This is a genomic window from Streptomyces sp. IMTB 2501 (genome assembly GCF_001953885.1).
GTDB lineage: Bacteria > Actinomycetota > Actinomycetes > Streptomycetales > Streptomycetaceae > Streptomyces.
On sequence record NZ_MQUS01000022.1, the window covers coordinates 147966 to 162810 of the forward strand.

Annotated in this window: 16 protein-coding genes and 1 pseudogene; 11 read left to right on the plus strand and 6 right to left on the minus strand. The window is 69.5% G+C overall.

What is annotated here, in order from left to right; translation table 11 throughout:
- Positions 1–290: 290 nt before the first annotated feature.
- A complete protein-coding gene (locus tag AV521_RS31745) occupies positions 291–2768 on the plus strand; it encodes a sialidase family protein (protein ID WP_076093219.1) in 2478 nt (825 codons plus the stop codon).
- A 494-nt stretch (positions 2769–3262) separates the two neighbouring features.
- On the opposite strand, the gene AV521_RS31750 is transcribed toward AV521_RS31745, so the two are convergent.
- Positions 3263–4084, minus strand: a complete 822-nt coding sequence (locus AV521_RS31750) for a LysR family transcriptional regulator (protein WP_076093221.1) — start codon at positions 4082–4084, stop codon at positions 3263–3265.
- Positions 4085–4188: 104 nt separating this feature from the next.
- On the opposite strand from AV521_RS31750, the gene AV521_RS31755 reads away from it, so the two are divergent.
- Positions 4189–4932, plus strand: a complete 744-nt coding sequence (locus AV521_RS31755) for an SDR family oxidoreductase (protein WP_076093223.1) — start codon at positions 4189–4191, stop codon at positions 4930–4932.
- A gap of 464 nt (positions 4933–5396) precedes the next feature.
- Positions 5397–5840, plus strand: a complete 444-nt coding sequence (locus tag AV521_RS31760; RefSeq protein ID WP_076093225.1) for a TIGR03618 family F420-dependent PPOX class oxidoreductase — start codon at positions 5397–5399, stop codon at positions 5838–5840.
- Positions 5841–6010: 170 nt separating this feature from the next.
- Here AV521_RS31760 and AV521_RS31765 read toward each other — a convergent pair whose 3' ends face one another.
- A complete protein-coding gene (locus tag AV521_RS31765; protein WP_076093227.1) occupies positions 6011–6424 on the minus strand; it encodes a nuclear transport factor 2 family protein in 414 nt (137 codons plus the stop codon).
- The gene (locus AV521_RS31770; RefSeq protein ID WP_076093229.1) at positions 6417–6941 is read right to left on the minus strand and encodes a peroxiredoxin-like family protein; all 525 of its coding nucleotides are present in this window, start codon (positions 6939–6941) and stop codon (positions 6417–6419) included. Before AV521_RS31770 ends, AV521_RS31765 begins: the two co-directional genes overlap by 8 nt.
- 171 nt (positions 6942–7112) lie before the next feature.
- Between AV521_RS31770 and AV521_RS31775 the strand changes: the two genes are divergently transcribed.
- From AV521_RS31775 to AV521_RS31790, 4 genes are all read left to right on the plus strand, one after another.
- A complete protein-coding gene (locus AV521_RS31775) occupies positions 7113–7727 on the plus strand; it encodes a TetR/AcrR family transcriptional regulator (protein ID WP_076093231.1) in 615 nt (204 codons plus the stop codon).
- A gap of 268 nt (positions 7728–7995) precedes the next feature.
- A complete protein-coding gene (locus AV521_RS31780) occupies positions 7996–8562 on the plus strand; it encodes a hypothetical protein (RefSeq protein WP_143658684.1) in 567 nt (188 codons plus the stop codon).
- A gap of 76 nt (positions 8563–8638) precedes the next feature.
- Positions 8639–8950 carry a DUF6247 family protein gene (locus AV521_RS31785; RefSeq protein WP_076093271.1) on the plus strand — a complete coding sequence of 104 codons (312 nt, stop codon included), beginning with the start codon at positions 8639–8641 and terminating at the stop codon, positions 8948–8950.
- Complete coding sequence (locus tag AV521_RS31790) at positions 8947–9174, plus strand: hypothetical protein (protein ID WP_076093235.1); 228 nt, start codon at positions 8947–8949, stop codon at positions 9172–9174. The genes AV521_RS31785 and AV521_RS31790 overlap by 4 nt, the downstream gene beginning before the upstream one ends.
- Positions 9175–9331: 157 nt before the next feature.
- Here the strand turns inward: AV521_RS31790 and AV521_RS47995 are convergent, their stop codons facing one another.
- Positions 9332–9574 (minus strand): hypothetical protein, encoded by a 243-nt coding sequence (locus AV521_RS47995; protein WP_107481082.1) that lies wholly within the window; start codon positions 9572–9574, stop codon positions 9332–9334.
- Between the two features lie 111 nt (positions 9575–9685).
- Here AV521_RS47995 and AV521_RS31800 point away from each other — a divergent pair, with 111 nt between their 5' ends.
- Together AV521_RS31800 and AV521_RS31805 are read left to right on the plus strand one after the other, a co-directional pair.
- Positions 9686–11029: a DUF4157 domain-containing protein gene (locus tag AV521_RS31800; protein WP_076093237.1), complete on the plus strand. Its 1344-nt coding sequence runs from the start codon at positions 9686–9688 to the stop codon at positions 11027–11029.
- 400 nt (positions 11030–11429) lie between these two features.
- The gene (locus tag AV521_RS31805; RefSeq protein WP_076093239.1) at positions 11430–11774 is read left to right on the plus strand and encodes a hypothetical protein; all 345 of its coding nucleotides are present in this window, start codon (positions 11430–11432) and stop codon (positions 11772–11774) included.
- Between the two features lie 288 nt (positions 11775–12062).
- Here AV521_RS31805 and AV521_RS49560 read toward each other — a convergent pair whose 3' ends face one another.
- Positions 12063–12965 (minus strand): helix-turn-helix transcriptional regulator, encoded by a 903-nt coding sequence (locus tag AV521_RS49560; RefSeq protein ID WP_179023525.1) that lies wholly within the window; start codon positions 12963–12965, stop codon positions 12063–12065.
- Between the two features lie 358 nt (positions 12966–13323).
- Between AV521_RS49560 and AV521_RS31815 the strand changes: the two genes are divergently transcribed.
- Positions 13324–13905 carry a peptidase inhibitor family I36 protein gene (locus AV521_RS31815; RefSeq protein WP_076093243.1) on the plus strand — a complete coding sequence of 194 codons (582 nt, stop codon included), beginning with the start codon at positions 13324–13326 and terminating at the stop codon, positions 13903–13905.
- A gap of 20 nt (positions 13906–13925) precedes the next feature.
- Here AV521_RS31815 and AV521_RS31820 read toward each other — a convergent pair whose 3' ends face one another.
- The gene (locus AV521_RS31820; protein WP_305965199.1) at positions 13926–14210 is read right to left on the minus strand and encodes a replication-relaxation family protein; all 285 of its coding nucleotides are present in this window, start codon (positions 14208–14210) and stop codon (positions 13926–13928) included.
- 41 nt (positions 14211–14251) lie between these two features.
- On the opposite strand from AV521_RS31820, the pseudogene AV521_RS31825 reads away from it, so the two are divergent.
- Positions 14252–14551: pseudogene (locus AV521_RS31825) on the plus strand (hypothetical protein).
- Positions 14552–14845: the final 294 nt, after the last annotated feature.

Here is a 14845-nt window from a genome sequence, read left to right on the forward strand (position 1 = left end):
GCCTCCTCGGCCCGTCCCTGCCGCCGCCACTGCCCGAGCGGTCCGTTCACTCAATGAGCATGACCCACGCCGGGCCGTGCTCACCAGGCACCCACTTCTTCACCGGCTTGCCATCACGACGGCGCAGCGAACGCAGGTATTCGACAACTGCTCGAAGACGCCTACCGAGCCGGATCCATACAGTCCGGGCGACCGGCATGGTGTCGGCACCCGGCGGATGCCCCCTAGATCGCCAAGAAGCAGATGCCACGTGCAGATGTCGACTGGTTCGCCAAGAAGGTGATGTACACATGAAGAAGTCGGCCAAGCTCCTGCGTCTAGGCATATTCTTCGTTGCCGCAGGCACGGTGGCGGGCTTGACCCCCGAGGTCGTATCGAGCGGCCACGCCGGCCACGATCGCGCCACGGTCCAGGACAAGGACAAGGCTGCGGGCGAATCCGAAGGAGAGGAAGAGCAAGAAGCCCCCGTCGACTACCTTTCCGTGAAGGCCAGTTCCGGCCAGCCGGTGTCAGCAGGGCAGGTGATGCTGGCACGGAGACAGGCGGCACGCATCCCGACCGGCTACGCCAGCCAGCCATGGAAGTCCGTCGGCCCCACCAACGTCGGGGGTCGCATCGTCGACCTGGCCGTCGACCCCACGACCTCGCCGAGCACTGTCTACGCCGCGGTGTCCAGCGGCGGGATCATGAAGAGCACGGACGGCGGCGTCACCTGGAAGCCAGCCTACCCGACCGACACCCAGCAGGCAATGGGCGCACTCGCCCGAGGCTCGGACGGCACCCTGTGGGCCGGCACCGGTGAGGCGAACCCTTCCGGTGGCGGCACCACGTTCTTCGGCGACGGCATCTACAAGTCATCGGATGGCGGCTCCAGTTGGCAGAAGTCGGGTCTTCCGGACAGCGGCGCCTTCGGCCGCATCGCGGTCAACCCGAAGAACGCGAGCGACGTTTGGGCGGCCGCGACGGGATCACTGTCCTGGTCGTCCGGCCAGCGCGGTCTCTACCACCTCACCAATGGCGGTAAGGACTGGAAGCTTGCTCTCGCGCCCACGAACAAGACCACGGGCGTGATCGACGTGGCCATCGACCCGGCCCACCCGAAGATCATGCTGGCCTCGCTGTGGGACCGTTCCCGCAACGACGGCGCGTTCCAGTACGGCGGCACCGGCTCTGGCCTGTACCGCTCCACCGACGGCGGCGCCACCTGGACCCGGCAGGACAACTCGAGCATCAACGGTCAGGTCTGCTCGTGGGACCAGACCAAGAGCGGGCTGAACACCGACGCGGACCTCGGCCGCATCGGCATCGCGTTCGCCCCCAGTAACCCGAACCGCGTCTACATCCAGTTCGCCGGCGCGAACGGCCCGGACAAGGGCTTCTACGTCTCCAACGACGCCGGTAAGACCTGGACCTGTGGCGGCAGCGAACCCGGATCCGTCACCGGCGGGTACGAGTGGGTCTTCGGGCGGTTGTGGGTCGACCCGGCCGACGAGAACCATATGTTCTCCGCGGACGTGAGCCTGAATGAGTCGACCGACGGCGGCAACACGTGGAGCAACTCGAGCGGCGGGCACTCCGACCACCACGCCATGGCGTGGGACCCGAAAGATCCCGGCCGGGTCTACGACGGTGACGACGGCGGTGTCTACTACTCCACCCAGAACGGCGCCACCCGCACGTGGACGCACGCCAAGGTCGAACCGTGGAATCAGTTGTACCACTTGGCGGTCTCGCAACAGGACCCGACCCGCATGGCCACCGGACTGCAGGACCAGGGCAGCATCCGCACCTGGACGCCGGGCGTCGAGCCGACCGACCTGACGCAGTGGAACTCATACGGCGGCGGTGACGGACACTGGGTGCAGATCAACCCGAAGGACCAGCTCGTCTACTACGCGTGCTCGCAGCCGGTCCCGCCGCGGATCAGCTGCCAGCGCACGACGGATGACGCCGCGGCCGGCGCGACGACCAGCACCCGCACGAGCCTCTCCACCCCCGCGTGGCCGTCCGGCACCCGGATCACGACCGACATGCCGATCGTGACGGACCCAGCCGACCCGGACTACCTGTACGTTGCGGGCACCGCGATTGCGCGCTCCGGCAAGGGCGTGGTGTCCGGTACCGACGCCTGGAAGCTCATCAGCCCGGCCACGCCCGATAGCCCGGAGAGCCTGCCCGGCAAGGTCCCGGCGAAAGAGATCAACCCCGACCTCTACTACGCCAACGAGTACGGCGCGGTCACCCAGATCGCCCCGGCTAAGACCACCGGCACGTCGACGTCACCGTCCAGCACCATCTACGCGGGCACCGACACCGGCAAGGTCTGGAAGACCACCAACGCCAACTCCGACAACCCGACCTGGACTCAGCTCGGCAAGGGTGTGCTCCCGCAGCGGTGGGTCACCTCGCTCGTCGCCGACCCCACTGACGCCAACCACGTCTACGCCTCCTTTTCCTCCTACCGGGAGGGCGACCTGGCCGCGAACGTGTGGGAGTCGACCGACGGCGGCGCCACCTGGACCAACATCAGCGGCAACCTGCCCAACGCCCCGGTCTGGAAGGTCACTTACGACCAGCCCCACAGTCAGCTCTACGTCGCCACCGACTACGGCGTCTTCAACCTCAAGAACGGCAAGAAGAACTGGGCTCGGCTCGGTTCGCAGCTGCCGAACTGCCCGGTCATGGATGTCCAGCTCAGCGCCGACGGCGGCACCGTGATCGCAGCCACCTTCGGCCGAGGCGTCTACCAGCTCCACGTAAAGGAGTAACGATCGCTTGTCCGAGGTACGCGGATCGAGCGCGCTCGTGATCACCACGCGGCGCGCTCGACCACTGCGGTGGCCGCTGACTTCGTCCGTGGCGAGTTGCGTGGCTTGGCCGTCTGCGTCAGCCAGAGCACAAGGTCGTCACCCAGGACTCCATGTGCCGGGCCATCAAAGGCACCTGGTACAAGCCCCCACGACGGCAAGACACTTGACTCCGCCTCCAAGACCGACGTCGACCATCTCGTCCCCATCTCCAACGCTTGGAAGATGGGCGCATACCTCCGGACCACAGAGAGGCGGAAGAAGTTCGCCAACGATCTCGATCACTCGAAGCTGATCGCCGTCTCCGCCAGCTCCAACCGATCCAAAGGCGAACAGTCCCCGGGCACCACCGAACAAGGACTACTGGTGCACCTACGGGCGTGCCTGGACCGACATCAAGTATGTGTTCGGGCTGAGAATCACGGAACCGGAGAAGAGGACGCTCGAAACGATGCTTAACACCTGCGGCTGAGCGCGCTCGTCGGCAAGCCAGCCGACATCCTGAACCCGGCGGGGGCGTCGGGGACCGGTACGGCGGTGAGGTCCTCGCGCAGGCCGGTGCGGCCCGACTCCGGCACGACCGCGCAGGCGCGGCCGAGGGCGATGAGCTGGGTGAGTTGCGTGTGGTCGCGCACCTGCGGTCCGGGGCCGTCCGGGAAGGTGCCGTCGGGGCGAGGCCAGCGGGGCAGGGGCAGGTCGGGAAGGTCGGTGACCTCGGCGAGCCGCACGTGGGGGCGGGCGCTGAGAGGGTGGCCCGCCGGGAGGATCGCGACCTGACCCTCGGAGTGCAGGTCCTCGGTGTCGAAGCCGGCCGTGTCGTCGAATGGCCGATGCAGCAGGGCTATGTCGGCCCGGCCGTCGTGCAGCAACCGTGTCTGCTCGCCCGGTCCGCACAGCACGACGTCCACGGCGACGGCGCCGGGCTCGGCGGCGTAGGCGCCGAGGAGTTTCGCCAGCAGTTCACCGGAGGCGCCCGCCTTCGCGGCCAGGACCACGGCGGGGCGGCCGGTCGCCGCGAGGGCGGCCCGGCGGGTGCGCCGTTCGGCGGCCTCGACGGCGTCCAGCGCCGCCCGCGCCTCCCGCAGCAGCACCGCCCCTGCCCCGGTCAGGGTGACACCCCGGCTGCCGCGCTCCAGCAGGAGGGTGCCCAGGCGCCGTTCGAGCCCGCCGATCGCCCGCGACAGCGGGGGTTGGGCGATCCCGAGCCGCTGCGCGGCCCGGCCGAAGTGCAGCTCTTCGGCAACCGCGACGAAGTACCGCAGCTCACGTGTCTCCACCCCGCCAGCCTAACCGGGACGGCCAGGAGCGATACCCGGGCGGTATCGCCGTCCACCCAGTCGGTCTTGGACGCCCTGCCCGGCGGGGGAGAAGTGTCGATGTCATGAGTGAGACGAACACCGTGAACCACCACAAGGTCGCGCTGGTGACCGGGGCCAACAAGGGCATCGGGTACGAGATCGCCGCCGGGCTCGGCGCCCTCGGCTGGTCCGTCGCAATCGGCGCGCGGAACGGGGAGCGGCGCGAGGCCGCTGTGGATAAGCTGCGCGCGGCCGGAGCCGACGCGTTCGGCGTGCCGCTGGATGTGACCGACGACGCCAGCGTGACAGCGGCGGCTCGGCTGATGGAGGAGCGGGCCGGGCGGCTCGACGCGCTCGTCAACAATGCGGGGATCACCGGCGGCGGACCGCAGGAGCCCACCACGGTCGACGTGAACCGCGTACGGGCGGCCGTGGAGACCAACGTGATCGGCGTCATCCGCGTCACCAACGCCCTGCTCCCTCTGCTGCGCCGCTCACCGTCGCCGCGGATCGTGAACGTCTCCAGCAGCGTCGGCTCCCTCACACTCCAGACCACGCCTGACGCCGAGACGGGCCCCATATCCGTCGCCTACGCTCCGTCGAAGACGTTCCTCAACGCCGTCACCGTGCAGTACGCCAAAGAAGTGGCCGACACCCACATCCTGATCAACGCCGTCTGCCCCGGCTTCACGGCGACCGACCTCAACGGCTTCCGGGGAGTGCGCACCCCCCAGCAGGGCGCAGCCGCCGCGATCCGGCTGGCCACCGTATCGGCCGACGGGCCGACGGGCCGCTTCTTCGACGACGAGGGAGAGGTGCCCTGGTGACGCGGTTCCGGTTCGCGCCACCCCGGGGGGACGGCGCATGCGCGTCCTCGTGACCGGCGCCCTCACGCTGTGTCGGTACGGCCGTCGAGCCCGAGCCGCCGGCGGGCCACGAGGTGAGGGATCGAAAGGCACCGAGAGTCTGTGACAAGTAGCCTGCCTTCCAGGTGACAACCAGGCTGCTTCGGCCCGGCCCTTCTGCCAGCCTTTTCGGCTCCGCCGGTGACAACTATCGAGCCTGGGCACAACCGAGCGCTTCAGCTGGCGAGTGAGCGCGAGACTTGGCGGGGCTGAGCATCAGCCGGGACTCGACCTGACGCAGTGGAACGTTGGCGACGAGCCCGCCGCGATGTTTCGACCACATGGGGCAGGGGCGCGGGATGGCTCCCCGGGCATCGGCTTCACCTGGCGGACTCACGGTTTCCCCGAACTGCCCCGCCATCAACCATGGTTGGTAGCCTCCCGGGATGACTGCGACATTCGATGCAGCCGTCCGAGCCCGGCTGCACGCCCCCAACATCTGGTACGTCGGTACCGTGTTCGCCGACGGTGCTCCGCAGGTCAACCCGATGTGGGTGGATCTGGAGGGGGAGGCGGAGCTGACGTTCAACACCTCGGTGGGTCGCGTGAAGGAAGAAAACCTGCGCCGTGACCCCCGTGTCTATCTCTCACATGCGGATGCCACCAACCCGTTCGATCGAGTGCAGATCAGTGGTGTGGTGGCCCGCTTCATCGAGGGGCAGGAGGCACACGACCGGATGGACCGGCTGGCCCGCAAGTATCTGGGCAGCGACTTTGAGTGGATCATGCCTGGGGAGCAGCGGGTGGCGGTGATCGTGCGCCCGGTCAAGGTGCGGCACATCGTCGGGGTAGAGCGGTTCCGTCCCGGCGGCCCCGTCTCCGCTCCCTGACCGGCACACCCGTCGAGCTGGAGGGCCAGTCGGGTGCGCCGCGGACGGTGATGGCGCTCGTTGCACTCGTCACCCTCTGCTCCGGGTGGCTCGAACCTGGTCAGTCAGTCTCCGCCGGCCGATGCCGCCAACGGCACGCCCACGATTTCTCGTATGGTCTCCCGGATGCCTCACTTCTGGGTGCCGTCGCTGGCGCGGTCCGCCATGTCACGGGTAGTGGAGTAGATGCGGCGCAGCCGTCCGTCCGGAGCCAACTTCCCGAACAGGTAGATCTCGTTGCTCAAGCGACGCCCTTTTCGCATGGTGGAGTGCAGGGTGTAGCGGGCGGCGACGCGGTCGCCGGCCACCAGGGCGTCATGGACTTCCACGTCGAGGGCGATCGCGTTCTTCCGTGCAGGGCGGGCGTGGGCGATCAGCCTGTCCCGGTCCAGTCGTATCCCGTCGTTGTGCCACTCGATGTCCGGGGTGTGGTAGCGGTCGATGACCACGCCGGGGTCCTCGTTGCCCAGGCCCATCTCCTGGATGTACGACCTCAGGTACCCGGCGAGCTCCTGGGCAGGGGTAGGCCGGTGATTCTCACTCATGACGCTCCTTCGGGACGGGATCCTGACGGCAGTGGTGTTCGGGTGCCAGTTCGAGCAGTTCGTCGACCGACCACTGGTCGTAGGCGTGTTCGCCGTACTTGGCGGCGAGGATGCGGCCGTCGGGCGCGATCAGGAAGTCGGCGGGAAGGCCGAGCCGTCCGCCATGCGGCCTGCGGGCCGGAGCACGCTCCCGTCCGCGGGCAATCGTCCACGCGCTGCGCAGGATGGCCCGGGCGGTCGGTCCCCAGGCGCGCGGGCTCAGCAGCGCGCGAGGCGCCGACTCGACGCCGAACTCGGTGTACAGCCGCTTGGCGGGGTCGGCTATGACCGCGAAGGGAAGGTCGGATATGTGGTCCCGCAGTTCTTCGGCGGGGGAGTGGAAGATCACGACCTCGCGGATTCCGGCTTGAGTGATCTCCGCGTGTCGCCGCACCACCGATCGGAGGTGCAGGTTGCAGATCGGGCAGCCGGCGAACCGTCGGAACTGCACATGGGTCAGCCGGTCGCGGTCGGGCACAGCGACCGGGGCGCCCGATACGGCCGTGAGCCCATGAGCGCCGACCGTGGCACCAGGTCCTAAGGTCCCTCGCCGCGTGCGCCTTCGAGACGTGCGCATGATCTCCCCCTGCCTTTAGGCGTACACCATACGCTTACCAGCGTAGGCATATGCCGTACGCTGTCAACCGCCATGCCTCGCCCCCGTTCACTCACCCCGGATCAGCTCACCTCGGCCGCCCTCACCGTCCTTGATCGCGACGGGCTCGGCGGCCTGTCGATGCGCGCGGTCGCCAAGGAACTGCGGATGAGCACGATGGCGCTCTACCGCTACGTGCGCGACCGCGAGGAACTTGAACGGCTGGTCGTCGAATCCGTGCTCGGAACCGTCGACACAGAGCCGGCGCCTTCGGACATGCCCTGGGAGCAGCGGATCGAGGTCCTGGTGCGGAGCCTGCGCGACAACGTCAGCGCCCACCCCGCGGTCGTGCCGCTGACGGTCACCCACCGGCACCAGTCCCGCGGGGTGTTGTACTGGTCGGAAGCAGTACTCACTGTTCTCACCGAGGCGGGCTTCGACGGCGCACGACGCGTCATCGCACTGCGGGCCCTGCTGAGCTACATCATCGGGTCCATCCAACTGGAGCACCTGGGGCCCCTGGCGGGCGAGGGCACGGTCGCCATCTCCGCGCTGCCGCCCACCGAGTTCCCGCACCTGGCCGAGACCGCGCAGCGCGCGCGTGACGTGGGTGCCGACCAAGAGTTCCTCGGCGGACTCGCCGCGCTGATGCGCGGCCTGCGCACGTAACGCCACGCCTCCAGCTGGCGGTCACAGCGGCCTGCCCTCCGACCTGCGGACAAGCGCTGTCGCCGAAACCGTCCCCGCCTCGTTCAACCCAGAACGACCTGGGGAGACAGAGCAGCCCCGGCCGATGAAATTCGGGAACCCCATCAACGGTGACAACAACTGTGCTGCTCGAGCCGACCGTGACAAGCAGCATGCCGATCTGGTGACAACTACCGTGCCTCGCCGCGGTGGAATCGCAGGTCAGCTGCTCTCGATGGTGACCCCTATCGTGCTTCGGCACACGCCCATCGACCGCGCCAAGAGCCCGCTGTTCGACGCCGACCACGACCCGGTCCGCGTCACCGACGCGCTGCGCCGCAGCCCGCACTTCGCCGCCACGGACGCCGACTCCGGCGGCGACACGGTGTGGTTCACCACCGAGGCTGGCATCAACTACACGCTGACCTTCAAGGACCCAGAGCCCACCGACGACGACCTGCTGCCCGAGCCGGTGCTCACCGAGGCCATCGCCGCGGCGATCCTCAACCACCCCGGCTTCGTCACCGCAGATGCGGACTCGCCGCGCGAGGACACCATCACCATCCAGTCCCGCAACCAGGTGCGCCACCTCCTGGTCCTGGACGTCGACCGCGGCAACGCCCGCGCCCCGGAAGACCTGTCCACCCCGGCCGTCGACGTCGCCCTCGCGGCCGACAAGCTGCTCGCCAGCGACCCGAGCGACTCGGAGCGCGCTACGGCCGAACTTCTCAACTACGTGGCCGCCACCTGGGACAAGCAGGACCTGCCGCTGCGTGAGCACGCCCAGGCCGTCGCCCGCACCCTGCGCACCCAGTAGGGGGATCTGGCTCATGTCCGCATCCACGGCCACCCGGCGCGCGTACCGTGAGGTGACGACCCGCCGGGAGGACCAGATGAGCGCGCAGCCCGACCACGCCCCCGTCACCCCCTACGCCCCCGCGCCCGGGGCGCCGGCCGAACTCCTTGCGCAGCTGCGCGCCGACCGGCGCGCCGACACCTGGGTGCCGGCCTTCGAGCGGGAGTGGGCGGCGGCCCTCGAGGAATCCCGCGCCACGTTCTCCCTTGCGCCGCTGTACGAGGTCATCCAGGACTGGCAGGGCCGCCTCGCTCACGCCCCGGCGGTCGACGCGTTCGTCGCCTCCGGCTACGACGACGCCGAGTTCATCGACACGGCGGAGCTGCGGGGAAGGAGAAGGCGCCGGTGACCGGACAGCCACACGCAGTCCGCTTCTCCACGCAGGCCGCGAAGGTCCTCGACACCCTGCCCGAGCACGTCGAAGACACCGTGTGGGGTGTCCTGGACGCCGCCGCCGACGACCCGTGGGGCTTCGGCCAGTGGAACGCCGACGACCCCGAGGGCGAGGACGTCCGCTACGCGTCCGTCGGCCAGCTCTCCCTCACCTACTGGGTGAACCGGCCCCTGCGCTGACTGACCGTCCTGAACATCGTCTGGCTCGGACAGCCACTCGTGACAACGCCCCCGGCCCCGGCATTGCAGCTGCCGGGGCCGGGGGCGTTTCGCATCGTATCCACGGCCGTCTCCACCGGTAGCCGCCCGGGCGGCAACGCGTATCCGCTCGCAGTTGTCACCCGTTGCCGAAGTGCCGGGTAGCGTGCCGGGGGACTGATCCGGACCCGGGGTGGGGAGTGGCGATGCGGTTTCCACGGTTCGATGAGCGCGGCCCGCTGACGACGATCGAGTTGGGAGCGCTGCGGTCGTTGAACGCGGCCCTCTGGCCTCGCTGTACGGTCACCCCCTGGTCGAGAGCGGCCCGCTCGGTGGGCTCCAGCTCGGTGGTGCGGAGGAGGTCGGCGACCTTGCCGGGCACGGAGTGTGTCCCGCGGTGTGCACTCGCGGCCCTGCTCCGCCGCGACGGTGCCTGGTAAGCGTGGCCACGGGCATCCGCGTGGCGCGGGTGCCGCGGAGAAAGGAAGGGCTTGTGCACGAGCGCACGAAGAACCCGCGGAACGACACGACGTCGCGCACGGCGCCCGACCGCCGGACCGCTGCCCGGCCGTCCGCCACGGATCAGAAGGTCCGGGCGGACGCACCGATGACTCCGGAGACGGCTCTGTTCCTCCAGACCACCGTCGGCAACGCAGCGGTCACCCGGATGATCCAGCAACAGCGGCACGCCCACCGCCCCCCTGGCGGCGGACGGGATGCCGCGACCGGCACGGAGGCCGGGGCCGCACCGGTGCAGCGCTCCGCCGTGCACGACGTCCTGCGCTCCCCGGGCCGGCCGCTGGCCGAACCGGTGCGCACCGAGATGGAATCGCGCCTGGGGGAGGACTTCCGTGCCGTGCGCGTCCACGATGACGCCCGGGCCGCCCGGTCTGCGGCCGAGATCGGCGCCCGCGCCTACACCTCGGGCGACCACGTTGTGCTCGGCCGCGGCGGCTCGGACGACCACACCCTCGCTCACGAACTGACTCACGTGATCCAGCAGCGGCAGGGCCCGGTGGCCGGCACCGAGATCGGATCGGGACTGCGGGTGTCGAGCCCCTCCGACCGCTTCGAGCGCGCGGCCGAGGCGAACGCCACCGAGGCCCTGCGCCGCCCGCTGCCCGCGCCGGTGGCCCGGCCCTTCCCGGGGTCCGGCCCGGTGCCGCTCGGGGGTTCGCGGACGGAGGACCACTCGCGGGCGCCGATTCAGCGTGCTCCCGCGGCGACCACCACTGCTGCACCGGTCGCGACGCAGGCCGCCTTCACGCACCTTGCGGGGGACGATCTGGAAGGCGAGTGCGGCGGTTTCGAACGCAGGCGGGCGTTGAGCGTCAACCCGCCTCAGCAGGGGGTGATCATCCAGGAGATCAACCGGGTCTTCGCCGTGGAACAGTGGGACGGGGCGGCATGGACCGCCCTGCCGAGCACGGCCATCGACGCCTACGTCACGGCGAGGAACTCCACCGTGCACGCCACTGTCGGCCGCTATTGGGAGTTGTGGGAGGTAGACGCGCAGGGCAACGTCTCCGACGGCGCGGAGGACACCTTCGGCCTGCCCTCCATCATCCCGGGAAGGAAACGCAAGGACACCACGCGGGGGACCTACACGATCACGGGGGACGCCGTGTTCTACCCCACTACTGCGGCGCCGGGCACTCTGGGATTCACCCGGGGCGGGGCCGCGCCCGCGGGGGGCCTGTACAGCACCCTGTCCGACCCGTCGGGGGCCATCGCGGCCAACGGACTCACCGCCACCGGCCAGCCGGTGCGCTGCCGGGTCCACGTCTCGTGGGACAGCTCCGCGAACGACAGGTACTCGGTGGTCACCATGACTTGAGCCGAGCGGGCGCTGGGCGATCGCCGACCGGAGCGGGGTCGTGTGAGCCATCGCCCCCGGAGGGGAGGGTGGCGCGCCGGGCGGGACGTGTGGCATCCCCAGCCGGCGGAGATCGGCCTCAGACACGGTCCGCGTCTGCTGGCGCTGCCCTGTGCTGGGCATGCGCACTGAACTGGATGACCCGAGCCCTCGTCCCAGCTGTGCCAGGACGCCAGTTCACGTGGGTCAACGACTTGATCACCGATCTGCGCACTGCGTGGCGTCGGGGCCGGGCGCGGTCGGTACTGCCCGCAAACGTGGGGGTGGGTTCTGTCGTTGGTGCGTTCGGGGCAGGGGCGGTCAGAAGAAGCCCCCTGCTCCGGGGGCGACAGTACGTGCGACCAAAGGATTTCCACACCGCGTGAAGATTCCGGAACGGCCCTGGATCGTGCTGGCGGCTCAACGCCTCATCGAGTTGGAGTGGGCGCACCGCCGGGCGCTTGAAATCGGCCGACACTCGGCGAACGGGAGCGATGAACATGTTGCCTACGCCCATGCCCTGTGCGGAGCGTTCGCCTCCGAGGGCTTGAGCCTGCACGAGTTTGACGCCGGTGGGCAACCGATCACGCAGGACACGCACGTGTTCCTCAAGGAGTACGGCACCGAACCACAGCGCGATGCGGTCACGTGCCGGATTCTGGCGACCGCTGTCCATCTGCTGCTTGATCAGCTCGACACGGCGGAAGGGGAGGTGCCCGGAGCATGACGGCGAAGCCGAGCGCGTGGTGTCCTCGGTCTGCGCCTGGCCGCCCCGTGGTCGGCCGGGGGCGAGGCGACCCGCCTTCCGCGTCTGGGAGCGGGCCCCGGCTCGGGGTGAGCTGGGGCCCGACGGTCTGGGTGCTGCAGCGTGTCGAGACGCGGTGTGCCCGTGTGGCTGCGGCTGGTGTCCGCGCCGGAGGACAAGGCGTCGGGGAAGTTGTGGGACGGCGCCCTCGACGCACGGCACGCCTTCGGCGACCTCAACGGGCACCGCACGCACTCCTGGCCGAACGCGTCACGTGAGGGGTGGCTGGGTCGCGGTGAGTATGTCGAGGCCGAGGGGGGTGCACCAGTGCCAGACCGTTTTGCCCTCCCGATGGGTGGTGATCAGTCTGGCTTCACGCAGGGTCCTGGTCTGCATGGAGGCGGCAGGTGCGGTGATGTCAAGTGCCTGGGCCAGGCCGGTGGTTGTGTGTTCCCGGGTGAGGAGGCGGAGCATCAGGGCGCGGGTGGTTCCCAGCAGTGCGGTGAGCGGGTCGGCGGTGGTAGGGGCGTCCTGGAGCGGCAGTGGGGTGACGGCCGGGTAGACCAGCAGTGCCGGACCATCGCGTTGGACGGCGACCAGAGGAGGGGCGGTCCACAGCAGTGAGGGCAGTAGCACCGCCCCGACTCCGCCCAGCGCTATCTCGCGGTTGTGCGAGTGGGGGATTTCAAGGGTCATGCCGTTCCACCGGATGCCGGGGGACAGGCTGGTCAAGGTGGCCAGCAGCCCGTGTTGGGCCATGAAGCGGGTGCGCAAGGCGACTTCGGCGTGGAACCCGCCTAGGATCCGGGGCCAGGCGTCGGCGAGGACATGGTGGTAGGCCGCGGTGATCGACTCTTCGAGGCTCTGCCAGGCCTGCTGGTCGTGGCTGGCGAGTCGGCGGATCCATTCGGTTCTCGCCACGCCCGCCCCGCAGACTCTCTGAAACTCCGCCAGGGCGAAGGCAGGTGAGGTGGAGCGGACCTTGTTCAGGCCGTCGGCGAGGCCCGTACTGACAGGGTCCAGGAAGAGCGGGCCGACGCCGGTGGGGGAGACCAGTTGCAGCATCGGCCGGGCCTGCGCCGGAAGGGTCTGCCGCAGACGGTGCCGCCATCGGCCGAACACGGCGTCGGCATCGCGGCGCTTGAGCGTCATCAGGGCCAGTGACAGCTCCATCAACGGTGCCGGATGCGTGGCGACACGGACGCGTAAGAGGTCTTCTGCCGTGAAGCGCACCCTCAGCACGCGCTCCTCCGTATCCGTTCCCAGACTTCAGCCACAGCTGAATGCATCGCATGTCCCCCCGGTCGGCTTGGACGATGTGAGGCGCACCAATCAGTATCCGCCGCGGCGGATCGGGGAGGCAGGGCTGGATCAGCCACTCGCCGACCAGGGTCGCCGCGGTTGGATCGGTCGCCGGGCACACGACACCGGGGGTGCCCGGCGACCGCGCGGTCCACACCATCCCGGGACCAGTTCGGCGGACCCTCCGCTGGAACGGGACGACACACAAGGCGGAACATTGAGAAAGCAGATGCTCAGCAAGGCGAAGGCCGGGCTGGCCGCGGTCATGGCCGGCGGGCTGCTCACGCTCGGGGCCGGCATGGGAACGGCTCACGCCACTCCCACCGGTGAGGCCTTCACGCAGCAGGCCAGAGCCGCACACCTGACGCAGGCTCAGACCAAGTCGCTGAGGTCGGAAGTCGACCGCTATCTGAAGGCGACGGGCGGAAGACAGGTCGCCCTCAACGAGATCGACCTGGGCGGCAAGGGGAAGGTGCTTGTCGCCATCCCCGGAGAAGCCCACCCACGGGACTTCGCCTCCGGCGCTGGCATGCGCCCCGCCTACGACCCCTGCCTCCAAGGGAGCCTTTACAACGGGTACTTCTGTGCTTACAGCCAGGCCGACTACCAGGGCTCCGAGCAGCAGATGTACTACTGCCAGAGCTACGCCATGAACTTCGGCCGGGGCGGGTCATGGATCAACAACCAGACCCAGGGCCGCCAGGCACGTATGTACGGCAAGTACGGCGACCTGCTCTACACCACCCCGGGCGCCTACAGCTCGGACTCCAACGGGGACTGGTACTACGTGTGGTCCGTCAGGCCCTGTTAGGACCGGCGGTGACCGCCGCCTCACCGCGGGCGGCGGTCACCGGTCACTTCACGCTCGTAGGAGGTGAGCTTGGCGGCGAGGCGTTCGGGGTCCATGGTGGCCCGGTCGACTTCCAAGAATGCCCGCAGCATTGACCCGTTGTCGCCGTCGGCGGGACCGCGCAGGTAGTACAGGAGGGCGTCGGGGATGACGGCTTCGCCGTTCCCGAGCGGGTGGTGGACCTCGGGGATCCAGTCCAGCGGCCGGACAGCTTGCCTCGGCGGCGGGCGTCCTCGACAGCTCGCACCAGGGCGAGCGGTCCGGATCGTGGCAGAAGAACCACACCTTGGGTTGCGAGGCTGACCGTATGGACAGCGACGATGAGCAGCTGCTGCGCGGCCGGGTCCACGGCCACTATGCCGACGACCCTCACCCGGGCCCGCGCCCCGGCCGTGCCTACGCCGAACTGGTCGGCGGGCCGCTGGAGGGGCTGCTGCTCGACATCACCGGCTGGACGCCGGACGCGAACACGGGCGTCTCCCTCCAGACCGAGGTCGGGTAGTTCGGACCCGGCGGGCGGGCGCTGTACGACCCGCGTCCGGGTAACCCGGCCTGCTGGGACTGGGGTGGCGACAGCCCCTGCGCGAAGGCAGGGCTGACTCCGTAGAGGGGCGGGGAGCGGCGAGAGGGGGCCCTGCCCAGTAGTCGAGGCGCGTCGACAGGGTGAACGTCGCCGCCGTGGAACGCGCAGGTGTCCGAGTCCAGGCCGACGGTCGGCCGGCCCTCGCGGACGGCGGTGACGGTCGTCGTACGGGCCTCGGAGGACGCCAGTTCGCCGGGCCGGGCTCGGCACGTCAGCGCTGCAGGGTAAGGACGCCCGGCCGCCAGGGCAGTTGGTCGTAGGGGCCGCTTGCGGTGGGGGACTTGCCCTGGTAGAGGAACTGCAGGTGGCAGGGGTCGA

Bases quoted from the DNA above. Each gene is read 5' to 3' on its own strand.
- AV521_RS31745 (WP_076093219.1), top strand. From the start codon at position 291: ATGAAGAAGTCGGCCAAGCTCCTGCGTCTAGGCATATTCTTCGTTGCC.
- AV521_RS31755 (WP_076093223.1), top strand. From the start codon at position 4,189: ATGAGTGAGACGAACACCGTGAACCACCACAAGGTCGCGCTGGTGACC.
- AV521_RS31760 (WP_076093225.1), top strand. From the start codon at position 5,397: ATGACTGCGACATTCGATGCAGCCGTCCGAGCCCGGCTGCACGCCCCC.
- AV521_RS31765 (WP_076093227.1), bottom strand. From the start codon at position 6,424: ATGAGTGAGAATCACCGGCCTACCCCTGCCCAGGAGCTCGCCGGGTAC.
- AV521_RS31775 (WP_076093231.1), top strand. From the start codon at position 7,113: ATGCCTCGCCCCCGTTCACTCACCCCGGATCAGCTCACCTCGGCCGCC.
- AV521_RS31785 (WP_076093271.1), top strand. From the start codon at position 8,639: ATGAGCGCGCAGCCCGACCACGCCCCCGTCACCCCCTACGCCCCCGCG.
- AV521_RS49560 (WP_179023525.1), bottom strand. From the start codon at position 12,965: ATGGAGCTGTCACTGGCCCTGATGACGCTCAAGCGCCGCGATGCCGAC.
- AV521_RS31815 (WP_076093243.1), top strand. From the start codon at position 13,324: ATGCTCAGCAAGGCGAAGGCCGGGCTGGCCGCGGTCATGGCCGGCGGG.